This window comes from Polynucleobacter sp. MWH-Aus1W21 (genome assembly GCF_018687275.1).
Lineage (GTDB): Bacteria > Pseudomonadota > Gammaproteobacteria > Burkholderiales > Burkholderiaceae > Polynucleobacter.
Genome location: NZ_CP061287.1, coordinates 212,542 through 234,831, shown reverse-complemented (window position 1 = coordinate 234,831; position 22,290 = coordinate 212,542). Strand labels below are relative to the sequence as shown.

At 46.4% G+C, this 22,290-nt stretch carries 20 protein-coding genes; 6 read left to right on the top strand and 14 right to left on the bottom strand.

Annotation, left to right across the window (positions count from 1 at the left end):
* Nucleotides 1–63: 63 nt before the first annotated feature.
* From holA to ICW03_RS01230, 5 genes are all read right to left on the bottom strand, one after another.
* Complete coding sequence (gene holA, locus ICW03_RS01250) at nucleotides 64–1,125, bottom strand: DNA polymerase III subunit delta (protein ID WP_215348326.1); 1,062 nt, start codon at nucleotides 1,123–1,125, stop codon at nucleotides 64–66.
* A gap of 17 nt (nucleotides 1,126–1,142) precedes the next feature.
* The gene (lptE, locus tag ICW03_RS01245) at nucleotides 1,143–1,670 is read right to left on the bottom strand and encodes an LPS assembly lipoprotein LptE (RefSeq protein ID WP_215348325.1); all 528 of its coding nucleotides are present in this window, start codon (nucleotides 1,668–1,670) and stop codon (nucleotides 1,143–1,145) included.
* Between the two features lie 15 nt (nucleotides 1,671–1,685).
* A complete protein-coding gene (gene leuS, locus ICW03_RS01240) occupies nucleotides 1,686–4,358 on the bottom strand; it encodes a leucine--tRNA ligase (protein WP_215348324.1) in 2,673 nt (890 codons plus the stop codon).
* 42 nt (nucleotides 4,359–4,400) lie between these two features.
* Nucleotides 4,401–5,201 carry a 4-hydroxy-tetrahydrodipicolinate reductase gene (gene dapB / locus ICW03_RS01235; protein WP_215350081.1) on the bottom strand — a complete coding sequence of 267 codons (801 nt, stop codon included), beginning with the start codon at nucleotides 5,199–5,201 and terminating at the stop codon, nucleotides 4,401–4,403.
* Between the two features lie 72 nt (nucleotides 5,202–5,273).
* Nucleotides 5,274–5,912: an outer membrane protein assembly factor BamE gene (locus ICW03_RS01230; RefSeq protein WP_251374424.1), complete on the bottom strand. Its 639-nt coding sequence runs from the start codon at nucleotides 5,910–5,912 to the stop codon at nucleotides 5,274–5,276.
* 139 nt (nucleotides 5,913–6,051) lie between these two features.
* Here ICW03_RS01230 and fur point away from each other — a divergent pair, with 139 nt between their 5' ends.
* A complete protein-coding gene (gene fur / locus ICW03_RS01225; protein WP_215350077.1) occupies nucleotides 6,052–6,495 on the top strand; it encodes a ferric iron uptake transcriptional regulator in 444 nt (147 codons plus the stop codon).
* 122 nt (nucleotides 6,496–6,617) lie between these two features.
* On the opposite strand, the gene gap is transcribed toward fur, so the two are convergent.
* Together gap and tkt are read right to left on the bottom strand one after the other, a co-directional pair.
* Complete coding sequence (gap, locus tag ICW03_RS01220; RefSeq protein WP_215348323.1) at nucleotides 6,618–7,646, bottom strand: type I glyceraldehyde-3-phosphate dehydrogenase; 1,029 nt, start codon at nucleotides 7,644–7,646, stop codon at nucleotides 6,618–6,620.
* A gap of 41 nt (nucleotides 7,647–7,687) precedes the next feature.
* Complete coding sequence (tkt, locus tag ICW03_RS01215; RefSeq protein ID WP_215348322.1) at nucleotides 7,688–9,679, bottom strand: transketolase; 1,992 nt, start codon at nucleotides 9,677–9,679, stop codon at nucleotides 7,688–7,690.
* Nucleotides 9,680–9,723: 44 nt separating this feature from the next.
* Here tkt and ICW03_RS01210 point away from each other — a divergent pair, with 44 nt between their 5' ends.
* On the top strand, nucleotides 9,724–10,485 hold the full coding sequence (locus tag ICW03_RS01210; RefSeq protein ID WP_215348321.1) for a 16S rRNA (uracil(1498)-N(3))-methyltransferase: 762 nt from the start codon (nucleotides 9,724–9,726) through the stop codon (nucleotides 10,483–10,485).
* A 33-nt stretch (nucleotides 10,486–10,518) separates the two neighbouring features.
* Here ICW03_RS01210 and ICW03_RS01205 read toward each other — a convergent pair whose 3' ends face one another.
* Both ICW03_RS01205 and ICW03_RS01200 read right to left on the bottom strand, forming a co-directional pair.
* Nucleotides 10,519–11,139: a barstar family protein gene (locus tag ICW03_RS01205; protein ID WP_215321414.1), complete on the bottom strand. Its 621-nt coding sequence runs from the start codon at nucleotides 11,137–11,139 to the stop codon at nucleotides 10,519–10,521.
* Between the two features lie 128 nt (nucleotides 11,140–11,267).
* Nucleotides 11,268–13,589 (bottom strand): NADP-dependent malic enzyme, encoded by a 2,322-nt coding sequence (locus ICW03_RS01200; RefSeq protein ID WP_215348320.1) that lies wholly within the window; start codon nucleotides 13,587–13,589, stop codon nucleotides 11,268–11,270.
* Between the two features lie 106 nt (nucleotides 13,590–13,695).
* On the opposite strand from ICW03_RS01200, the gene thiL reads away from it, so the two are divergent.
* The 3 genes from thiL to ICW03_RS01185 are packed head-to-tail and all read left to right on the top strand — an operon-like array spanning nucleotide 13,696 to nucleotide 15,767.
* Nucleotides 13,696–14,721 (top strand): thiamine-phosphate kinase, encoded by a 1,026-nt coding sequence (gene thiL, locus ICW03_RS01195; RefSeq protein WP_215348319.1) that lies wholly within the window; start codon nucleotides 13,696–13,698, stop codon nucleotides 14,719–14,721.
* On the top strand, nucleotides 14,718–15,278 hold the full coding sequence (locus ICW03_RS01190) for a phosphatidylglycerophosphatase A (RefSeq protein WP_215348318.1): 561 nt from the start codon (nucleotides 14,718–14,720) through the stop codon (nucleotides 15,276–15,278). The genes thiL and ICW03_RS01190 overlap by 4 nt, the downstream gene beginning before the upstream one ends.
* 9 nt (nucleotides 15,279–15,287) lie before the next feature.
* On the top strand, nucleotides 15,288–15,767 hold the full coding sequence (locus ICW03_RS01185; protein WP_215348317.1) for a CinA family protein: 480 nt from the start codon (nucleotides 15,288–15,290) through the stop codon (nucleotides 15,765–15,767).
* A gap of 20 nt (nucleotides 15,768–15,787) precedes the next feature.
* Here ICW03_RS01185 and corA read toward each other — a convergent pair whose 3' ends face one another.
* On the bottom strand, nucleotides 15,788–16,753 hold the full coding sequence (corA, locus tag ICW03_RS01180; protein ID WP_215348316.1) for a magnesium/cobalt transporter CorA: 966 nt from the start codon (nucleotides 16,751–16,753) through the stop codon (nucleotides 15,788–15,790).
* A 73-nt stretch (nucleotides 16,754–16,826) separates the two neighbouring features.
* Here corA and pyrF point away from each other — a divergent pair, with 73 nt between their 5' ends.
* The gene (gene pyrF, locus ICW03_RS01175) at nucleotides 16,827–17,672 is read left to right on the top strand and encodes an orotidine-5'-phosphate decarboxylase (RefSeq protein ID WP_215348315.1); all 846 of its coding nucleotides are present in this window, start codon (nucleotides 16,827–16,829) and stop codon (nucleotides 17,670–17,672) included.
* A 21-nt stretch (nucleotides 17,673–17,693) separates the two neighbouring features.
* Here the strand turns inward: pyrF and mtgA are convergent, their stop codons facing one another.
* Genes mtgA through ICW03_RS01155 form a run of 4 tightly spaced genes read right to left on the bottom strand, consistent with a single transcriptional unit; the run spans nucleotide 17,694 to nucleotide 22,290 of the window.
* A complete protein-coding gene (mtgA, locus tag ICW03_RS01170) occupies nucleotides 17,694–18,437 on the bottom strand; it encodes a monofunctional biosynthetic peptidoglycan transglycosylase (protein ID WP_215348314.1) in 744 nt (247 codons plus the stop codon).
* Between the two features lie 9 nt (nucleotides 18,438–18,446).
* Nucleotides 18,447–19,352, bottom strand: coding sequence for a shikimate dehydrogenase (aroE, locus tag ICW03_RS01165; RefSeq protein ID WP_215348313.1), 906 nt, complete (start codon nucleotides 19,350–19,352; stop codon nucleotides 18,447–18,449).
* A 42-nt stretch (nucleotides 19,353–19,394) separates the two neighbouring features.
* Nucleotides 19,395–20,282, bottom strand: a complete 888-nt coding sequence (locus ICW03_RS01160; protein ID WP_215348312.1) for an energy transducer TonB — start codon at nucleotides 20,280–20,282, stop codon at nucleotides 19,395–19,397.
* Nucleotides 20,266–22,290 (bottom strand): ribonuclease catalytic domain-containing protein, encoded by a 2,025-nt coding sequence (locus ICW03_RS01155; RefSeq protein WP_215348311.1) that lies wholly within the window; start codon nucleotides 22,288–22,290, stop codon nucleotides 20,266–20,268. The genes ICW03_RS01160 and ICW03_RS01155 overlap by 17 nt, the downstream gene beginning before the upstream one ends.

Below are 22,290 nucleotides of genomic sequence, written 5' to 3'. Positions count from 1 at the left end.
TATTCTCTTATTACTCTCTTGTTACCCTTTAATTCATTATTATTTATTTGCTAGATTTACTTCTTAGCGCAATAAATTACCAACTAGACGAAGACCGTCCCAAGGGTCTGACGGCAACTCTGCTGCGTGCAAACCTTTGACCTGACGATCCAATCCTGCGGCCACTTGCATTGCCCTGCGGAGTTTGAGCGGTTGAACCCTTCTCAATGCCGCTGGGTATAAACGCTCTTTATTGCCCCAAATTCGATTGGCACGCATGAGGTTTTGCACAGACTCCCCCGCATCACTGGCGGCCTTTAGTTTAGATAGTATCCGAAGCTCTTCAGTTACGCTCCACAGAATCAAAACTAGCGGCTCACCCTCACCTTTAAGCCCATCTAACATACGATTGAGCCTCGCTAGATCACCAGCAAGCATTGCTTCGGTTAGCTCGAAGACGTTATAACGTGCCACCTTCAGAATGGAGGAGCGAATCTGCTCCTCGCTTAGTTCTCCAACGGGATAGAGTAGCCCTAATTTCAGGATCTCTTGGTGGGCAGCAATTAAGTTGCCTTCAACTTGATCGGCTATAAATTCGAGTGCACGCTGACCTTCGGGCCCTGCTTCCACTTCTTGCTCTTGACGTTTAAGTCTTCCCGCAATCCAATGGGGCAAATGGCTTCGATCCAAAGAATCAATCTGAATCGCCATACCCACATCATCAAGCGCACTAAACCATGCAGAAGTCTTTGTCTTTCCATCTAGGCGCGGCAAAACAATACAAACTACCGTATCCGGACCTTCAGCGCCTACAGACTGCGCAGCAATTTGAGCGGCAAACTGTTTTAAAGCATCTGCTCCGTCTCGCCCCGGTTTGCCGGTCGGAATGCGCAACTCCACCCAACGTTTATCACCAAACAATGACATGGTCTGACCAGCACTCAATAATGAACTCCAATCAAATCCACGCTCCTGCAGCAAGACTTCACGCTCTGTAAAGTTTTGCTTCTTCGCAGTAACTCTTAATTGATCCATTGCCTCCATCATTAATAGAGGTTCATCGCCACTAAAGATATATAGCGGCAACATGGATCCACCAGCACTCAGGGATTTGAGATGTGCTTGCAGGGCATCAACTTTAACCATGCGAGTCTGATTCCACCCTAGAAAGCTCTAGCTTGTGGTGATTTAGCAGCGGCAGAGACACGCCGCAGAATCTGAATAGCCAAATCTTTACGCATCAGAGCCAAGAATTGCTCAATCTGTGCATCGTTAGCCAAAACTGTAGAAACCGTAAAGTCCATATCGCGAGTCATATAAATCTCAGCCTCTGGGACAATTTCAGCACCAGCTACATCGTAAGCTCTAAAGCCAACACGAATATTCAAGCGGTAAGCTGAAACTTGACCATTGGAGTTATAGGCCAATATTTCACGGCCATTGATGTCATTAGTAATCTCTAAAATAAGGTCAGCATCTTTGGGGTTGATAGCTACCTTCGCATCAGTTCCCCTCAGAATCGCCGTCTGCAAATCAGTGCGCAATGGCGGAGATGGATTGCCTGTAATCGCAATAACCTTGAAAGGCAAATCAACCATACCGCGCAAACGATAGCCACAAGCAATCAAACCGCTTACGGGGGCGGTAGCAATCAAACCTAGCATTGCACGACGCAGGGAATTTACGCTCATGTTTATATTTTCTTTTTAAGCAACAATGTTGACTAAGCGACCAGGCACCACAATCACTTTTTTAGGTGCACCGCCATTTAAAGCCTTTTGTGCGGGCTCGCTTTGCAATGCCAGCGCTTCGATTTGCTCTTTGCTTGCATCTGCCGGCACCTTAATATCGCCACGCAACTTGCCATTAATCTGCATCATTAAAGTGATTTCAGTCTGCACCAATGCAGCTTCATCTATAGCAGGCCATGGGGCATCGAGTAGAGGGCCCATCGTTTTGGCATAGCCAACCTCTTTCCACAAGACATGCGTCAAATGCGGAACTACTGGATATAGAACGCGCAACAAGATGCTTAAACATTCCCGCAATACTGGTGCACTGATTGCAGCATTTTGATCAAACTTAAAGGGCTCAAGAATATTGAGCATTTTCATTGCAGCAGAAACAACTGTATTGTATTGACGGCGCTGATAGTCAAAATTAGCTTGCTTCAAGATTGTGTGCACTTCGCGACGCAATTCTTTTTCAGCATCATTCAAGCTGCTTGGTAATGAATCTGGCACATCCCGCAAAGTGGATGCCTGACTGCTGGAATACATCCATACGCGTCGCAAGAAACGAGAGGCACCATCCACCCCAGCACCAGACCACTCCAACTGCTGCTCAGGAGGAGCAGCAAACATGACGAACAAACGGGCTGTGTCAGCACCGTATTCATCAATCAAGGCTTGCGGATCAACACCATTATTCTTACTCTTAGACATCTTCTCAACACCACCAACTACTACTGGGGTATTTGAAGCATCGCCAATTAACTTAGCGCCTTTAGGACGACCTTTTTCATCGAGGTCTAATTCCACGTCCAATGGATTGAGCCAAGTTTTTTTGCCTGAGGCGTCTTCGGAGTAATAGGTCTCATTCAAAACCATGCCTTGCGTTAATAGATTCTGAAACGGTTCATCAAAAGTGATGAGATTCAGATCACGCATGACCTTAGTCCAGAAGCGCGCATAGAGGAGATGCAAAATCGCATGCTCAATGCCGCCAATGTATTGATCCATTGGCATCCAGTATTCATTGCGCTCATCCACCATAGTCTTTGCATTTGGACCGGTATAGCGCATGAAATACCAAGAAGAGTCAACAAAGGTATCCATGGTGTCAGTTTCACGACGTGCAGACTTACCACACTTTGGACACTTCACATTCAAAAAGTCAGCACGTTTATTGAGTGGGTTACCGCTACCATCTGGCACGCAATCTTCAGGCAATACCACTGGCAAGTCGGCTTCAGGCACTGGGACTGCGCCACAACCAGGATTACTCTCATCACCACAATGAATAATCGGAATCGGTGTTCCCCAATAACGCTGGCGAGAAATACCCCAATCGCGTAAGCGATAGGTTGTCTTGATTTCTCCAATACCGAGTTTTTCTAATTCTTTAGCAACAGCACTCACCGCCTCATCATGAGATAAGCCATCAAACTGCGCACTGTTAAAGCAAACAACGCCCTCCTTTTGGGCATACCAATCTTCCCAGCGAGTGGCATTGAACATCGGCGACTCTTCCTTGAGTGCAATGACTTGCTTAATTGGAAGCTCATACTTCAATGCAAAAGCAAAGTCACGCTCATCATGAGCCGGCACACCCATTACTGCACCGTCACCATAGGACATCAAAACATAGTTACCAACCCAGACTGGCACAGGTTCATGCGTCAAAGGATGTGTGACATACAAGCCAGTAAACATTCCTTCTTTTTCTTGGGTAGCTAAGTCAGCCTCGATCACGCTACCGGTTTTGCATTTCTCAATAAATGCAGCGAGTGCAGGATTATTAGCGGCCGCTTTTGTTGCCAGTGGATGCTCAGCTGCAACAGCGCAGAAAGTAACCCCCATGATGGTGTCGGCGCGCGTAGTAAATACATACAACAAGCCATCTTGAATAAAGTTGCCATGGTCATCAGCGATCTCATGCTTGAATGCAAAGCGCACACCACGACTTTTACCAATCCAGTTTTGCTGCATTGTCTTTACGCGCTCTGGCCAACCCAAAGCCTCTAAGCCAGAGAGCAATGGCTCAGCATATGCTGTGATATTGAAGTAATAACCTGGAATCTCACGCTTTTCGACTAATGCACCAGAACGCCAACCGCGACCATCAATAACTTGTTCATTTGCTAAAACAGTTTGATCAATTGGATCCCAGTTGACTACTTGCGTTTTGCGATAGGCAATGCCCTTTTCCAGCATCTTCAAGAAGAGCCACTGGTTCCAACGATAGTAATCAGGGCTACAAGTTGCTATTTCACGCGACCAATCGATGGCCAAACCCATCGCAGCCATTTGCTTTTTCATATAAGCAATGTTGTCGTAGGTCCATTTTGCTGGAGGTACTTTATTCTGTATCGCTGCATTTTCAGCAGGCATGCCAAACGCATCCCAACCCATTGGCATTAAGACGTTATAGCCTTGCATGCGAAGCTGGCGAGCCATCACGTCATTAATCGTGTAGTTGCGCACATGCCCCATATGGAGCTTGCCAGATGGATAAGGCAGCATAGAACAAGCGTAGTACTTTGGCTTTAGTTTGCCTTGTGCATCAACTGCGTTCTCTGTTACTTGATAGACTTGCGCACTTTCCCAATCAGCTTGCGCTGCGGCTTCAATACTGCGGTAGTCGTAATCCTTGCTCATTCTGCGACAACTCTTTTCTTCTATTTTTAATTGATTAACTAATTATTTGCGTAAGCCAAGAACGTCTTGCATATCAAATAAGCCATTACTTTGGCTTTGCAAGAAACGGGCAGCGCGCAATGATCCTTGCGCATAAGACTGACGACTTGAAGACTTGTGACTAATTTCAATGCGCTCGCCATCACCAGCAAACAACACAGTGTGATCACCTACGATATCGCCACCACGAATAGTTGCAAAACCAATCGAGCCTTCTTTGCGCTCACCGGTATGTCCTTCACGTGCATAGACTGCAACGTCATCCAATTTTTCACCCAACGCATCCGCGATCACTTCACCCATCTTGAGGGCTGTGCCGGAAGGAGCATCCACCTTATGCTTATGATGGGCTTCAATAATCTCAATGTCATAACCTTGATTGAGCATCTTGGCTGCAATCTCGAGGAGCTTAAAAGTAGCATTAACTCCAACACTCATATTCGGAGCAAACACGATTGCTAATTTTGACGAAGCTTTTTTCAAGCTTGCGATTTGATCGACAGTTAGGCCAGTAGTGCCAATAATCATTTTGGTACCAGTCTTTTCGGCAATAGCTAAATGAGCCATTGTGCCTTCCGGTCTAGTGAAGTCGATCAAGAACTGCGCGTCAGCCAATACCTGAGCCACATCAGCAGAAATTAGTACGCCAGTCTTTTTTCCCAAGAATGCGCCAGCATCTTCACCCAGTTGTGGGCAGGAAGTATGTTCAAGCGCGCCCACTAATTGCGCGTCAGTTGTATTGAGGACAGCTTCAATCAACATCTTACCCATACGGCCTGTTGCGCCTGCAATTGCAATCTTCATCATATCCTTCTTCGCTTCTTATTCAAGTGAGCCAAAACGTTGACCTTGGCATCAGTACAAAAGTGAGTTCTACTATTTAGAATCCGCTGCCTTTGGCACATCATTTAAAGTGCCAGGCCCTAGCTGCGGAGACTGTGCAGCAGAGTCATTTTTTGAAGAGCCAAAAAAGTCCCAGAATGAACCGCTGCTTGGTGCTGGAGGTATTGCTGCGCCAGCAGCTAAGTTATCGGTCTTACTTGGAACCAACAATTCTGGACTCTGTAATGGTGGGGTAACCGGCGGCTTATTGGACCCAGTAATAACATCCCAGAATGAACGCTTTGTTTTGGCATAGTTATCAATCTCCGCCACTAACTCCACCTCAGTTGGCAGTGCATCACCCTCAAACTTCACCACTTTGTCACCATCAAAAAATACAGTGACATGACGCTCTTTACCAATAGGTTGACCGGAACGCTTAAATTCAAAAATGTAATCCCAGCGATTTGCGTGGAAGTAACTCGCTAACAATGGTGTGCCTAAAATCTGACGCACCTGTTCGCGATTCATGCCAAGCTGAAGCTTTGCATACTGCTCGCTAGAAATAAAGTTGCCTTGCACGACATCAGGAACATAAGGTCTAAAAATCTTGTTCACCCAAGCGCGCTGAGTATCATCAACCGCAGAAGTGCAGCCAACCACTCCCATCAAACCAAATAGGATGAGAGCCATAGCCCCCAGTCGAATAGGGGAATAAACACCCCTTAAAACTGGATTCAAAAAGCGAGTAAAAAGTTCAAGGCAATTTTGCATGGCTGGCCGTATCATTAAGACATTGATTTTAGCTCCCAATGCCATATATATGACCCAAATCCCTACCCCTGAAAATTTACGTGATATTGGCCTGAAAGCAACAGGGCCTCGGATGAAAATCCTGGATTTTTTTCATCAAAATGGTGGCACCCACTTTAGCGCTGAAGACGTTTTTATGGCGCTAGCCAAAGACGATAAAGAGATCGGCCTGGCCACTGTTTATCGAGTTCTTACCCAATTTGAGCAAGCCGGCCTACTCCTGCGCAGTCATTTTGAATCCAGCAAAGGTGATAGTAGAGCTATCTATGAGCTTAATGAGGGGCAGCATCATGACCACTTGGTATGTATTGATTGTGGCCATGTAGAAGAATTTGTAGATGAAGCCATAGAAAAAAGGCAGCGTGATATTGCCAAAAACCTTGGATTTAAGCTCCAAGAACACTCTTTAGCTATGTATGGCCAATGCCAGAAGAAAAATTGCCGCAATAAACAAGCAAAATAGGCTGATTTAGCCCCTCAAAAGCAAAAAAGACCTCGATTTGAGGTCTTTTTTCGCATAACTAAGCTTAAAAAGAAGATTTAAGCGTTTTTTAGCAACTTTTAGCTGCTCTTAGATACTTTTCCTTACTTTACAGCCATTAATGCTTCGGCAGCATTGAGCATTTGGACTGAATAACCCCACTCGTTGTCATACCAGGCCAATACCTTCACCAACTTGCCGTCTGCTGAAACGCGAGTTTGCGATGCGTCATAAATACTTGGGCGAGGGTCGTGGTTAAAGTCGATTGATACCAATGGCAATGTATTGAAGCCCAAAATGCCTTTGAGTTCGCCCTCGCTGGCCGCCTTGAGAATCGAGTTCACCTCGTCCACGCTAGTAGCGCGGCTTGCAGCAAAAGTGAGGTCCACAACAGAAACGTTGATCACTGGCACACGCATTGCGAAACCATCAAAACGACCTGCCAATGCTGGCAACACTAAACCAACGGCTTTAGCTGCACCAGTTTTTGTTGGGATCATGCTGGTAACAGCAGAACGCGCACGACGCATATCCTTGTGATAAACGTCAGTCAACACTTGATCGTTTGTAAACGCATGAATCGTTGTCATCAAACCAGACTCAATACCGATCTTCTCCAAGAGCGGCTTCACCAGAGGAGCCAAACAGTTTGTTGTGCAACTAGCATTTGATACAACAACATCGCTTGGCTTCAACACGTTTTGGTTTACGCCATACACAATCGTTGCATCCACATCCTTTTCACCTGGAGCAGAAATCAATACTTTCTTCGCGCCCTGCTCAATATGAATCATCGCTTTTTCTTTAGAAGTGAACTTACCTGTGCACTCTAAAACTAAATCAACACCTAATTCACCCCAGGGAGTTTCTGCAGGATTACGTGTACAGAACATCTTGATACGATCACCATTAACTAACATGCAATCACCATCTACCGAGACCTCAGCTGGGAAGCGGCCGTGTGCTGAATCGTATTGAGTCAAGTGAGCATTAATGGCAATATCGCCCATCGCATTAATCGCAACAATCTTGATATCACGACGTGGCTTGCCATTGACTTGATCTTCATACAGGGCACGCAATACCATGCGGCCGATACGTCCATAACCATTAATTGCGACACGAATTGTCATTTATTTCCCCTTACTAATATTGAATTTATTTCGCATTTAAATTACTTCTTTGCGATGCATTGTTTAACTGTCTTCGCTATTTGATCAGCTGTTAGACCAAAGTAATCATAGAGTTGCGGGGCAGGCGCAGATTCACCAAAGGTGTCAACGCCATGCACTGCCGCACAACCATACTTCCACCAGAAATCACTTACGCCTGCTTCAACTGCAATGCGTGGAATATTGGCTGGCAATACTTTTGCTTTGTATGCAGCATCCTGTTGATCAAAGACAGTAGTTGAAGGTATCGATACAACACGAACTCCTAAGCCTTCTTTTTCTAACTGATGCGCTGTTTGCAAAGCGAGAGCAATTTCAGAACCAGTAGCAATAATCACCGCATCAATCTTGCCAGACGGATCACGCAACACATAACCACCGCGAGCAATCTCTTTAATTTGTGCAGGAGTGCGGGAGACAAATGGGCAATTCTGACGACTAAAGATCAAGGCGCTAGGACCATGCTTGCGCTCAATAGCAGAGCCCCAAGCCACAGCGCTCTCAGTGGTATCACAAGGACGCCAAACCATGAGGTTCGGAATAAGGCGTAAGCTGGCAACATGCTCTGCAGACTGATGGGTTGGACCATCTTCACCCAAGCCAATTGAGTCATGCGTAAAGACAAAAATGCTACGCAACTTCATCAAGGCAGCCATACGCAAGGCGTTTCGGCTGTAATCAGAGAAGGTTAAGAAGGTGCCACCAAATGGAATGTAACCACCATGCAAGGCAATGCCATTCATGATGGCGCTCATACCAAATTCACGCACACCGTAGTTAATGTGGTTACCCCACTGATCACCACGAACAGGCTTACATGTAGACCAATTCGTTAAGTTTGAGCCAGTTAAGTCAGCAGAGCCGCCCATAAATTCTGGCAACGCTGGCGCCAAAGCTTCAATCGCATTTTGACTTGCTTTACGAGTAGCAATGGTCTCAGCTTTAGTTTGGCAAGTCTTTAAATAAGCATTTAATGTAGATGAAAAGTCTTTTGACAATTCACCTTCCATGCGGCGCTGCAATTCAGATGCAAGCTCTGGGAATTTGTTTTTATATTTCTGAAATTCTTTATTCCACTCATGCTCAGCTGCTTGACCACGTTTCTTGAAATCCCATGCCGCATAAATATCTTTCGGAATTTCAAATGGAGCATAAGGCCAGTTCAAAGCAACACGCGTTGCTGCAATCTCAGCAGCGCCTAATGGTGAACCGTGTACCTTATCGCTACCAGCCATATTCGGCGAGCCTTGGCCAATCGCGGTCTTGCAACAGATGAGTGTTGGCTTATCGCTCTTTTTAGCCTTAGCTATCGCGGCAGCTACAGCCTCTGCATCGTGGCCATCTACAGCACGAATCACATTCCAGCCATAGGCCTCAAAACGCTTAGGCGTATCTTCGTTAAACCAAGAAACAACTTTGCCATCAATTGAGATACCGTTGTCATCCCACAATGCAATTAACTTATTTAGCTTGAGCGTGCCAGCCAAAGAACAAACTTCATGGCTAATACCTTCCATCAAACAACCGTCACCTAAAAATACATAGGTGTAGTGATCAATGATGTTGTGTCCAGGACGATTAAATTCTTCGGCTAATAATTTTTCAGCAAGCGCCATACCAACAGCGTTCGAAATTCCCTGTCCCAATGGGCCAGTAGTTGTTTCTACTCCAGGAGTGATTCCATATTCAGGGTGCCCCGGTGTCTTGCTATGCAATTGACGGAAATTTTTCAACTCTTCAATTGGCAAGTCATAGCCAGAAAGATGCAAGAGTGAATACAACAACATTGAGCCGTGACCATTGGATAAAACGAAACGATCACGATCAATCCAATGCGGATCGGTTGGATTGTGTTTTAAATGTTCGTTCCAAAGACCTACAGCAATATCTGCCATACCCATTGGCATACCAGGGTGACCTGAATTTGCCTGCTGTACTGCATCCATGGATAAAGCGCGAATGGCATTGGCCATGCGAATTTGAAGGTTTGACATCGTAAAAGTGGTCTCGAGGAAAATAAATTGGCTATATTTCAGTAATGCCTCAATTTTATCTTCCCGGACCATGGGAATCCCAAAAGCCAACTACCCTCACACCCGAGGTTGCCCACCATTTGCGGGTTCGACGCATTCAGACCGGGGAATCCTTCCCTGTATTTGATGGAAAAGGCCAAGTTGCCAAGGGAGAGCTCCTCTCTTTGAGCGGAAAAACTGGTCAAGTTCAGCTAAGCGATATCCGCAAAGATACCCACCGTGAGGCCCCTTATGCCATTACCCTGGCCCAAGGGTTGGCTGGCGGCGACAAAATGGACTGGATTGTTGAGAAAGCAGTCGAGACTGGTGCTCAAAATATCGCGCCCATGCAATGTGAACGCTCTATCTTGAAGCTGACACGTTCAAGCGACCTAGAGCGCGCCCAAAAACGGCTTGCTCACTGGGAAGGCATCATTCAAGCAGCTTGCGAACAATGTGATCGCACTGTCTTTGCTAGTCTAGAGCCCATTCAAACATTTGAAAGCTATTTAAAGGCGACTCCAAAACCAGCTCTCAAGCTCCTGTTAAGTCCCGATGCCACCAAAAGCTTGTATACAGTGCTCATAGAAAATAAACCTCAGGATGTTGTACTAATGATTGGTCCCGAAGGTGGTCACTCTCCCGAAGAAGAGGCTCAGGCAGAGGCTGCAGGCTATCAATTGGTATCGCTAGGTGAGCGAGTGCTGAGAACAGAAACGGCTGGCGTGGTGGCCATTACAGCCGTTCATAGCGTATGGAACCCTGAAATGCAAAATCGCCTCAAATAGAGGCGATTTATGTAACTTCCAAGACTTTTGTTGTTAGGCGAAAGAATAGAAGACGCGATATGGAGTGCGGCGCTCAGCCCAGAAATCAACTGCATCACGGAACACATCCAAAAGAGTTTCACGCGCTTCTTTGTCAAACTTCTGAGTGCAAGGCAAACCTTCAAGCACCACAACAAAGCCAGGCTGCGGGCCAGACTTATCAACCGTAGTGGTCAAAGCATCTAACAAAGGATCGTAGTTTTTTGCTTGTTGCTTAGTAAACGAATAAGCAATCGCAATAGATTCCAAAACCTCACCCTTAGTCATTGCATTGGCGCAATTGGCATAAATGAAGTGTTGACCCAATTCTGTTGCCGCTTCCTGTAAATCAGGTGTACGGAAAGCACGAATCGATTGCACAATATTTGGGCGCACACTGCGCAACATGGCCGGCGGTCCGGCATCGCGAACGGCCAAAGCGGCACGCCAAGAAGCTGTCACTTTTTTCCCCGAAACTTGATTTGCTGCATAGGTTTGTAAACGAGATAACCCGCCTTCAGCATAAATATTGGCAGCGGATGACTCTGTTTCAAGTCGATCATTGCTGTCCCAACTTTCAGCACGGCTATGTTCATCGAAACTGGCTGTATTGCTGTTTTCAGAGCGATTATTCATGATGGGTGCTAGGTTACCCGTAACACGTCATCAAATCAAGCCCAAATACAGTGCATTTTATGTAACGCACTGATTTATATAGAAATAAATTATGTAAGTTATTGCTAACTTACATAATTTATAAGCGCCTAACTAATGCCTCTAGCGTTGCTTGCCGCCTCTACAACTGCCAAAGTCGTCACATTAACGATGCGGCGGACAGTAGCAGCTGGGGTCAGAATATGAATTGGTTTGGCTACACCCAATAACAATGGGCCAATTGCAATGCCATTACCCGCTGCTGTTTTTAGCAAGTTATAGGAAATGTTTGCTGCATCAATATTTGGCAAAACTAAAAGGTTGGCATCACCCTTTAGCGGAGATGACGTTACCGCACCTGCACGAATAGTTTCGTCCAAAGCACTATCGCCATGCATTTCACCGTCAACTTCTAAAGTTGGGTCTGCTTTCTGAATCAACGCTAATACTTCACGCATTTTGATAGCAGATGGTGCGTTGCTTGAACCAAAATTGGAATGAGAAAGCAGCGCTACTTTAGGTACGAGCCCCAGCTTACGCATTTCACTTGCAGCCATCAAAGTCAGCTCGGCTAATTCGCAGGCAGATGGGTCGATATTGATGTGTGTGTCGACCAAAAATACTTGGCGACCCGGCAAGATCAAACCTGACATCGCACCATATACATTGGCACCAGCCTCACGACCAACCACTTCATCCACATACTTAAGATGAGTTGCAGAATTACCTACAGTTCCACAAATCATGCCATCGGCCATGCCTTTGATAATCATGATGGAGCCGATCAAACTATTGCGTCTACGCATCTCTAACTTGGCAAAAGACTCTGTCACACCCTTACGTTCTGTAAGACCAAGATAGGTTTGCCAGAAGTCACGGTAGCGCGGATCATTCTCTGGATTAACAACCTCAAAGTCATCGCCCGCTTTCATACGAAGGCCGAACTTCACAATTCGATGTTCAATCACGGCCGGACGCCCAATCAAAATTGGTGTTGCCAAATGCTCATCGATAATGATCTGTACTGCACGCAATACGCGCTCATCTTCACCTTCGGCAAACACAATGCGTTTTTGATTGGCCGGTACACGCTTAGCAATGCTAAACAGTGGCTTCATCAAAGTACCGGAGTGGTAAACAAATTGTTGCAACTGATTGCGATATGCATCGAAATCTTTAATTGGGCGTGAAGCTACGCCATCATCCATCGCTGCCTTAGCAACTGCTGGAGCAATCACTGTAATGAGGCGAGGATCAAATGGCTTCGGAATTAAATACTCCGGGCCAAAGGAAAGGTTTTCAATACCGTAAACCGACGCTACTACCTCACTCTGCTCTGCTTGAGCTAACTCCGCCACAGCCTTGACCGCTGCGACTTCCATGCCACGAGTAATGGTCGTTGCGCCCACATCCAATGCGCCACGGAAGATGAATGGGAAACACAAAACGTTATTGACTTGGTTAGGATAGTCAGTGCGGCCAGTTGCCATCACGGCATCTGGGCGAACTGCTTTTACTTCTTCAGGCAAGATTTCTGGGGTTGGATTTGCTAAGGCATAAACCAATGGCTTAGGCGCCATCTTCTTCACCATATCTTGCTTAAGAACGCCACCAGCAGAAAGGCCTAAGAAAATATCTGCGCCTTCAATTGCTTGATCGAGCGTGCGTAAGTCTGTGTCTTGGCAGAATGGTTCCTTCTCTGGATCCATCAACTCTTTACGGCCTTTATAAGCAACGCCAGCCAAGTCCGTTACCCAAATATTTTTGCGCTGAATACCCAGATCAACCAATAGATCTAAACAAGCCAGTGCAGCTGCACCTGCTCCAGAAGTAACGAGTTTTACGTCCTCTACTTTTTTACCAACCACCTTCAAACCATTGAGAATAGCGGCTGCAACCACAATCGCAGTACCGTGCTGATCATCATGGAAGACCGGAATCTTCATGCGCGCCTGCAACTTGCGCTCAACTACAAAACAATCAGGCGCCTTAATGTCTTCTAAATTAATACCGCCGAATGTTGGCTCCAGAGCCGCAATAATTTCTACTAACTTATCTGGATCGTTTTCATTCACTTCGATATCAAAGACGTCAATGCCAGCAAATTTCTTAAAGAGAACTGCTTTACCTTCCATCACTGGCTTACTAGCCAAGGGCCCAATATTTCCCAAACCTAAAACGGCAGTGCCGTTAGTGATGACGCCAACTAAATTTCCGCGGGCTGTGTACTTGAAAGCATTCGCTGGATCTTTAACAATTTCTTCGCAAGGAGCAGCAACACCAGGCGTATACGCTAGGGCCAGATCTCGTTGATTGGTGAGTTGCTTTGTGGGGGCAATTTCAATTTTGCCCGGAGTAGGAAACTCATGGTACTGGAGGGCTGCCTCTCTTAAGGCTTCAATTTGTTGCTGTTTATTGTTTTCTTTGCTCATTCACTAACTCGCTAAATGTCGTCTTATCTTTGTTTTATCTAAGACTGTTAAGAGCCTAATTCTATTCCTCTCGGGCGCTCGCCTCATAACCGCCATAAAATGAGGCATGCCTTCTCGTTCCAAACCATTTGGGGAATTTGACCTAATCGAGCGTTTTTTTAAAACGGGGGCAGCTTCATTGCGCACCGATGCAGATCATGCAATCGCTCTAGGCATTGGTGATGACTGCGCCCTAATCAAATCCCAGGCTGATGAAGAAATTGCCATCACCAGCGACATGCTGGTTGAAGGGAGGCATTTTTTTGCAGGCGCTAATCCAGAGCTATTGGGCCGCAAAGCCTTAGCAGTCAACCTTTCAGACTTGGCAGCCATGGGCGCAAGACCCATTGGATTTACGCTGGCAATTGCCTTACCAGCGGTTGAGAGCACATGGTTAGCGGCATTTTCTAAAGGTCTTCTTGCCATGGCAGAAGAGTATTCATGCCCTCTCATTGGTGGCGATACAACTGCTGGCCTGCTGACGATATCAATCACTGCTTTTGGCGCCATTCCCAAAGGAGAGGCCATTCGCAGATCAGGGGCAAAGCCAGGCGATGACGTCTGGGTATCGGGCACCGTAGGTGATGCAAGACTTACTCTTGCTGCACTGCGTCATGAGATAAATCTACCAAATGAAGATTTAAAACAAATAGAACACCGCATGCATCAACCAACCCCAAGGGTTGAACTTGGAATCCATTTAAGAAATATAGCGAGCGCTGCGTTGGATGTATCTGATGGATTACTTGGTGACTTAGGTCACATTTTGAAACAGTCGCAAGTCGACGCTGAAATTCAGTTAGGTACGCTACCAAAATCCATCACGCTACAAAAGCAAGATGTGCAAATTCAAAATCAATTTGCAGCCTGCGGTGGAGATGACTATGAGATTTGTTTTACTGCTCCCACAAGTCAGCGCGACAATATTCAAGCCATCAACAAATTGATCGGCCTGCCACTCACCATTATTGGTAAGACAGTTCAGAAAAAAGATGTTGAAGTAAAGGTGCGCTTATTGGATAAATCGGGCACTCTTTTGGACGATGCTGAAGCTGCACCATTTTTAAAATCATTTGATCACTTTGCATCATGACAAATATTCAGCAATCCGCAGAAGTGAAGCCAACTTTTAAGTGGGTATTTCATACCGCTAGCCGAACCATTGCGTTTGGTTTTGGCAGTGGCCTCAGCCCGGTAGCACCAGGCACTGCCGGCACACTATGGGCCTGGGCGGCTTTTCTGGTTGGTGAATATTTTCTCAGCACAGTAGATTTTCTCTGGATTATTGGCGGTGGCATTTTGCTTGGCTGCTGGATCTGCGGGCAGGTCAGCGAAGAGCTTGGTAAAAAAGATTTTGGTGGAATTGTTTGGGATGAAATCGTTGCCTTTTGGTTGGTGCTCATATTCATCATGCCAACCAATATTTGGATGCAGATCCTAGCATTTGCGCTGTTCCGTTATTTTGATGCGATGAAGCCAGGTCCAATCGGAATGATTGATCGTCATTTTAAAAATACGGTAAACGATCATTCCAAACGCTCTTCTCTATTGCAAATTATTTGGCGCGGTTTTGGCATTGTGATTGATGATCTTGCGGCTGCCTTTTGCACACTTCTCATTATTGCCTTGTTGCAGTTTCTGATTAAATAACGAACATCAATGAAAACAGCGGACCTCACTAAAACATTGGCTGAGATTTTGCTTTCCAGAAATTGGACGGTATCGCTAGCCGAGTCTTGTACTGGGGGCCTAGTCTGCGCCACCTTAACGGAGCTATCAGGATCAAGTGAATGGTTTGAACGTGGCTACATTACCTATAGCAACGAAGCTAAAACAGAATGTCTTGGGGTTCCAGCAGAGGTAATTGAGGCCCATGGGGCAGTCAGTGAGGCCGTAGCCAAGGCAATGGCTGAAGGCGCAAGGATCAATTCGGGAAGCAATGTGGCCATTTCGATCACCGGAGTAGCGGGGCCATCTGGTGGCACACCTGAAAAACCAGTGGGAACTGTTTGGTTTGGCTGGGCTACTGCAAATCAAACTATTGCCAAAACCATGTGCTTTGATGGTGATCGTCAAATGGTGAGAATGCAAGCAACCGAGTTTGCACTTGCTGAGTTAATTGCCTTACTCAGAAGTTAGAAGAAAACCTAAATCGCAGATTACTTCATCCAGCCTTTGCTGTGGAAGTACCAAAGTGGGATGAGCGCAGAAACTAACATCGCGCCAATTGCCATTGGATAGCCCCAAGTCGCATCTAATTCCGGCATGTGCTTGTAGTTCATACCCCAGATACTGGCAAGTAAGGTTGGCGGCATTAAAGCTACGGATACCACCGAGAAGATCTTGATAATTTTGGATTGATTCAAATTAATGAAACCGACAGTAGCATCCATCAAGAAGTTAATCTTGTCGAACAAGAAGGCGGTATGGTTCTCAAGCGAGTCAATGTCGCGCAAAATTTGACGCGCTTCCTCTTGCTGCTCATCAGAGAGTAACTTGCTGCGCATTAGGAAAGATAAGGCTCTGCGGGTATCCATCACATTACGTCGAATACGTCCGTTGGTATCTTCCTCTTTTGCAATTGTCTCGAGAACTTGTTCTGCATCCGCATCATTAATATCGTCTTGCAGGACTCGCTTACCTGCTTGTTCTAGGTTTTCATAAACCTCTTCCAAAGCATCGGCGGAATACTCAGCATCAGTAGAGTACAAATCTAGTAATACGTCTTTTGCATTGCTTACTGATCCTGGTCGCAAACGTGCGCGCAAGCGAACCAAACGGAACACTGGTAAGTCTTCATCATGAATTGAGAAGAGCACTTGCTTGGTAAGAACGAAAGCGACTCGAACGTTACGAGAAGTCTCTTCTTCATCCAACAAGAAATCGGTACGAATATGAAGATGGCCATCGTCTGCTTCGAAGTAACGCGCAGAAGCTTCCAAGTCACCCAAGTCATCCAACTCAGGTAGGAGTACGCCAAATGCCTCTTTAATCCAGACTAATTCCTCTTCTTCTGGATCAACTACGTCAATCCAGATAGGATTGGCATATTGCAACAATTCATTACGATCTTCCACTTGCTCTTGAGAGAGGCGGCCATTTTGCAGGACGAACAAGTTGATCATGGTGAACTCCTAAGGAATGTGCGCTAGTTTATCCTATAGAACATGACAGTTTCACTAAAATAAGCCAAATCCAATGAACTCTCGCTCAAATACCTTTAACCAGCAACTCCAGTCCGCATGGGCTTCCCAAGGCAGCATGCTGTGCGTTGGTTTTGACCCAGACCCAAAGCGCTTACCCCCATCCCTACAAGGGAAACCAGAGGGCATCTATGAGTTCTGTCGCGAAATCGCTGATGTGACTGCGGATTTGGTGTGCGCCTTCAAACCCCAGTTTGCCTACTTTGCCTCCCAAAGAGCAGAGGCTCAACTGGAAAAACTGATTCAGCATCTCAAAGATAAATACCCCCATATCCCAGTCATCCTAGATTCCAAGCGTGGTGATATTGGCAGCACTGCCGACCATTACGCCCTGGAGGCCTTTGATCGCTATGGTGCCGATGCGGTAACCGTGAACCCCTATATGGGCTTTGACACCATTGAGCCTTACCTCAAACACGCAGGTAAAGGCGTCATTGTCTTGTGCCGGACGTCTAACCCAGGCGGATCGGATTTGCAGTTTCTGAACGTAGCGCCGAATGGTGAACCCCTTTATCTTCATGTAGCCAAACTGGCTGCACAACAATGGAATAGCACCGATCAAATCAGCTTAGTAGTCGGGGCAACCTTCCCAGAAGAAATTGCAAAAGTACGAGCCATTGTCGGTGAGATGCCTTTATTAATTCCGGGGATCGGTGCTCAAGGTGGCGACATTGATGCTACTGTCAGCGCTGGAAAAATCGCAGGTAAGCCAGGAACAGGGATGATCATTAACTCATCCAGAGCCATTCTGTACGCTAGCTCCGGAAGTGATTTTGCAGAAGCCGCCAGAGCGGTTGCCCTGAGCACGCGTGATGCTCTCAGAGCTGCAGCAAATAAATAACCATGAAATTGCTAAGCGCTCTTACTTTTTTGGGTAAGGCGCTAATGCAACCCGATCCATGCCTTCCAAGATAAATTCTTGGCGAGCGGAATAGTTAATACTTCCTCGACGGCAATACTGTTGCTTATCAAAACATTTTGGCGCCGGCAGTGCCGAAGCAAGTGCTGCAGCCTGATCTCGATCTAGTCCTGCCGGGCTTGTGGCGTAATAGTGCTGCGAAGCTGCACCAATTCCAAAAATACCCTCGCCCCACTCCACAGAATTCAGATAAATCTCATATAGCCTCTGCTTGGAGAGCATCAACTCTAATAACCCAGTAATGATGAGTTCCTGCCCTTTACGCAAATAGTTTTGCTCCGAAGAGAGAAATAAATTCTTCGCTAACTGCTGCGTAATAGTTGAACCACCTCGCAAAGCTATTTTTGATTTATTGCCTGCTTGGGTTTTTTGCTGATTTTGCTGTTGATTCTTCTGCCATGCTTTTTGCATATCCTCTACCCGCACACCACTGTGCTGAAAGAAGATATCGTCTTCACTGACTAATACAGCACGCTTCAGATTATTCGAGATCTTGTCATAAGACACCCAATGAGATTGCACTGAACATGTCCAGTGCCATGAACATAAGCGCCAACGCTCAGCCCGCTGGAATGCGGTACTACTCGGATCCAGGCCGATCCATAAAGCAATCTGCAAAGCAAAAAAGATTTGCATCGCTACAAATCCTGCTAGCAAACATTTCACTGGATAGAGAAGCCAGCGCATCAGAACAAATCAGCTCCGTAGCTCTGCCAACACTGCGCGAGGATCAATAGAACTTGCCAACTGTGCACCACGCCATAGCAAGAATGCATCAGCCGCCTGCTCGACCAACATACCAAGGCCATCACTAACCCGCGCACCCCGTTGAAGGGCTTGCTGCATAAAGGCAGTGGTTTTGCCATAAACCATGTCATAAGCAAAAGAGCTCGGTACAAAAATATTGCTCACTGCCTGCGAACTCAAAGGCGATTCATCCGTTAGTCCAGCAGCAGTGGCATTGATGACCAAATCAAATGGATGTTGTGTTTTTACGGGATCCTCAAGATCACCTAAAGTCCGAGACTCCAGCGCCACCTCTTTGGAGGTTGCTAGATCTGCAAAGAGTTTGACTAGTTCATCTGCTTTAGCGCTGGAGCGATTGGCAATGATGAGGGCTTTAGGAGCTTGCTCCAACAAAGGACCAATCACGCCACGCGCAGCTCCACCAGCACCAATCAACAAAATGCGGGCGTTATGCAGATCAATACCTTGCGCCAAAAGATCACGCACTAGACCAGCGCCATCAGTATTGTCACCAAAAATTTTGCCCTCTGTTTTCCACAAAGTATTAACGGCGCCCGCCAATTGTGCGCGAGGCGTTAATACATCAGCCAGGTTTTGGGCATCTAACTTAAAAGGTACTGTGACATTCATACCTTTTCCACCTGCGGTAAAAAACGCTTTAGCAGCTTGAGCAAATGAATCTAGTTCAGGTTGAAGACGACCATAGTGCATACGCTGCTTTGCTTGCTCTGCAAAACGTTGATGAATTGCCGGAGATTTGCTGTGAGCAATCGGATTACCAGCTACAGCATAAACATCCACGCCAGCAAAGAGGCTTGGGTCTATATGCAAAGGGGTGGTATTCGTGGAACTCATAATGACTACAGAATAAGCGAAATTCTAAAGTTAGTAATTGCTTTAATGGCGTAACTCTAGACGATCTATTCCATCGCGTGTGAACTCAAAAGTGGAAATCCAATCCAATACATCAATTTGATTGCGCATTTCCGAAGGGAAAGGACCAAAGGGCGCTGAAGCTCTAACGATAGCAAGGGCCTGTCTATCTAACTCAGGGTTACCAGAGCTGCGACCAATAGAAAGTCCATCTTTACCTTGGGCGTTCGTAGTGATTCTTCCTTGGTTATCTACGCTCACCACAATTACCAAGCTGCCATATAAGGGGCGCCCGTTTGCTCTTGGGAAAAACGCACTGCCATATGCCTCAATTTTTTGGCGCATCGCATCGTAATAATGTGCAAAGCTCACCGCCTTTGTATTGGCGCCAGTCAGCACTTTACGTCTTGGTTCTCTACCGTCCGACTGAAGACGCTTAGCCAGCTCTGCCTCTAAAGAGTTGAGTTGTGGAGTAATTTTTTGCTCATCACCACTCTTTCGACCACCCGATCGATTGCGCTGCTCATCTAATTTAGCAAGCATTTGTTTTTGCTGCTTTTCTAAAACTTCTAGTCGGGCTTCGGCACCCAATCTTGCGCGGTGCATTGCTGTGGCATCTTGAGTTTCTGTTTTGCCACCGCTCTGCAAATCAGCTTGTGCCAACTTATTTGCTTTTTGTGGTGGAGATTTATTGCTGGCATTCACTAAAACAACGCTTAATGGCGTATTAAGTCTGCGGCTCTGAAGCTCTCCAACGCCCCAACGAAAAGATAAGAAAACAATGTGAATCAGAATGGAGGCGCAGAGTGCAAAGCGAAACGGATAGCGATTCCAGGCGCTACGCAGGTAACGCAAGACCCTGGCAAGCCTTTCGGGACATGGAAATTTCAGCGATTTAATCTGGGCTAGCATCTTCTTCGGGGCTATCTGAAGGCTTTGGCTCAGCAGCCTTTTCAGGAGCATCGACTTTTGCTTCAATCTCCAACACTCGAACGCCAGCAGTCAGTTGCAATAAATCTAAATCGGCAATTACCACCTCTGCACGAGTCATGCGCGGATGAGTTGCCAATTCTGGAACAGGTAAATGCAGAGGGACTAATTCCACTCTAGACATACCTTCCTTTAAATGACGGACATACACAGTCTTTGATTCACCATCTTGCGTGATCCAACGTAAGCACCAATATTTTTCCAGCCGGTCTTGGAACTCTCCATATGCTTGATAGCAAGATTCGAAGTCGGCCGCAATTCCCATGAGTGTTGCATCACGTGGCGGAAAAGGTGCAACCATTTTGGCAGTCACACCATGCTTTGCAAGCGCTATTAACTGCCATTGATTAACTAAGTCGGAATACCGACGCAAGGGGGAGGTACACCAAGCGTAATAGTCCAAGCCTAAACCTTCATGAGGTCCTGGAGTAGTTTGCATGCGAGTACGCAAAGGGCCCCAGCCCTTCTGGGTTCTAAATAATCCTGGTAGACCGTGATCCGCCAGCAACTGACCTGAAGCACTGTTACAGAAAATCATCCACTCAGCAACAATAGTATCCAAAATAGATCCGCGTTGACGTGGCACGATATCAACACGCTGCACACCATCAACTTCTTGTATCTGAAAATGAAAGTCTCTCGCTAGAGCGTTGAGATCGATAAGACCTAACTGCTCAGCACGCAAACCATTTGCTACGCGCTTTTCTTGGCGACCCGCATGAAGTAGTTTGGCGGCTTGCCACAATATTGACAGCTCTTTGCGATAGGGATAGCTTGCACCCTCATCAAGCAAACTCTCTTCACTCACAAGATGCTCTATATCTTCTAAACGTAAGTTAGCTGCCATCGGCACCATCTCCGTACGCATCTGTAAAGTATCTCGATTTGCTACGCCATCTGCATCTATATCAACATAGATTGATAGAGCGGGCCTAGGCATACCTTCATCCAAGGAGAATTGCTCAATCACTGAATCCGGCAACATCGTTATTTTGTCGCCAGGGAAATAAACCGTAGACATGCGATTACGGGCAACTTGATCAAGAGAATCGTCTTTTGCAATCGCCAACCCTGGAGCAGCAATATGAATGCCCACTCGATGCCCACCCTCAATTGGCGTGACTGATAGAGCATCATCAATCTCGGTAGTGCCAGAATCATCGATAGAAAATGCCTTTACTTGGGCGACTGGAAGCTCGGCAATAGCGGATGTATATGCTGCTTGATCAACCCCAATAGCTGGATTGTGATCCGCACCATTCGGAAAATGGGCCTTGAGAAACATTCCTTGGTGATAGGCCAAAGGCGAATCAATTGCACCACAACGAATCATCAGTTGTGCAGGAGATTCACCAGTCTCAGTGCATGCAGCAATCAGCGCTTTGTACGCAGAAGTATTTTTGTCTGGAGAAAAAAGTAATTGCTTGGCTGAAGACTTGAGCATTTCAGGAAAGGTTCCAGCAACCAACTCTTGCTGCCAAACTGATTGTTGCTCGAGTTCTTTTTGCTTGCGCTCTAAAGCAGCCAACCCGGCCTGAAGCTGCTCTAGCGGCGCCCGCTGGAAACGTCCGCGTCCTTTGCGACGAAAGAAAACTGGTGCCCCCTGCAAAGCAATTGCTAACGCCACTTGTTGCGGAATGCTTGCCTGCGATCCAAAGTACTCATGCGCCACATCAACCAAACCAAACTCTTCATCAGGCGCGCAATCCCAGAGAAACTGCAAATCAATGTCTGCAGTGAGTGTGTTGGCCTCATCCATTGCCATTTGGGCCTCTGGCTTTTCAAAGCGCAGCCATACTTCCTTGGCTTTGAGCTTAATCTTTTTGCCTGACAGACTAGTTGCCTGCCAAGACTCGGCGTCCCCTGCACCTGATGCAGACTGGACCGTGGCGATCTTGATATCGCCACCTTCTTCATATAAAAGATTCAT

Excerpts from the sequence above, each read along its gene's own strand:
- ICW03_RS01205 (WP_215321414.1), bottom strand. The coding sequence starts at position 11,139 with ATGAATAATCGCTCTGAAAACAGCAATACAGCCAGTTTCGATGAACAT.
- mtgA (WP_215348314.1), bottom strand. The coding sequence starts at position 18,437 with ATGCGCTGGCTTCTCTATCCAGTGAAATGTTTGCTAGCAGGATTTGTA.
- pyrF (WP_215348315.1), top strand. The coding sequence starts at position 16,827 with ATGAACTCTCGCTCAAATACCTTTAACCAGCAACTCCAGTCCGCATGG.
- ICW03_RS01190 (WP_215348318.1), top strand. The coding sequence starts at position 14,718 with ATGACAAATATTCAGCAATCCGCAGAAGTGAAGCCAACTTTTAAGTGG.
- ICW03_RS01185 (WP_215348317.1), top strand. The coding sequence starts at position 15,288 with ATGAAAACAGCGGACCTCACTAAAACATTGGCTGAGATTTTGCTTTCC.
- holA (WP_215348326.1), bottom strand. The coding sequence starts at position 1,125 with ATGGTTAAAGTTGATGCCCTGCAAGCACATCTCAAATCCCTGAGTGCT.
- ICW03_RS01155 (WP_215348311.1), bottom strand. The coding sequence starts at position 22,290 with ATGAATCTTTTATATGAAGAAGGTGGCGATATCAAGATCGCCACGGTC.
- thiL (WP_215348319.1), top strand. The coding sequence starts at position 13,696 with ATGCCTTCTCGTTCCAAACCATTTGGGGAATTTGACCTAATCGAGCGT.
- dapB (WP_215350081.1), bottom strand. The coding sequence starts at position 5,201 with ATGAAGATTGCAATTGCAGGCGCAACAGGCCGTATGGGTAAGATGTTG.
- ICW03_RS01210 (WP_215348321.1), top strand. The coding sequence starts at position 9,724 with ATGCCTCAATTTTATCTTCCCGGACCATGGGAATCCCAAAAGCCAACT.
- corA (WP_215348316.1), bottom strand. The coding sequence starts at position 16,753 with ATGATCAACTTGTTCGTCCTGCAAAATGGCCGCCTCTCTCAAGAGCAA.
- aroE (WP_215348313.1), bottom strand. The coding sequence starts at position 19,352 with ATGAGTTCCACGAATACCACCCCTTTGCATATAGACCCAAGCCTCTTT.
- lptE (WP_215348325.1), bottom strand. The coding sequence starts at position 1,670 with ATGAGCGTAAATTCCCTGCGTCGTGCAATGCTAGGTTTGATTGCTACC.
- ICW03_RS01230 (WP_251374424.1), bottom strand. The coding sequence starts at position 5,912 with ATGGCTCTCATCCTATTTGGTTTGATGGGAGTGGTTGGCTGCACTTCT.
- ICW03_RS01160 (WP_215348312.1), bottom strand. The coding sequence starts at position 20,282 with ATGCTAGCCCAGATTAAATCGCTGAAATTTCCATGTCCCGAAAGGCTT.
- leuS (WP_215348324.1), bottom strand. The coding sequence starts at position 4,358 with ATGAGCAAGGATTACGACTACCGCAGTATTGAAGCCGCAGCGCAAGCT.
- gap (WP_215348323.1), bottom strand. The coding sequence starts at position 7,646 with ATGACAATTCGTGTCGCAATTAATGGTTATGGACGTATCGGCCGCATG.
- ICW03_RS01200 (WP_215348320.1), bottom strand. The coding sequence starts at position 13,589 with ATGAGCAAAGAAAACAATAAACAGCAACAAATTGAAGCCTTAAGAGAG.
- tkt (WP_215348322.1), bottom strand. The coding sequence starts at position 9,679 with ATGTCAAACCTTCAAATTCGCATGGCCAATGCCATTCGCGCTTTATCC.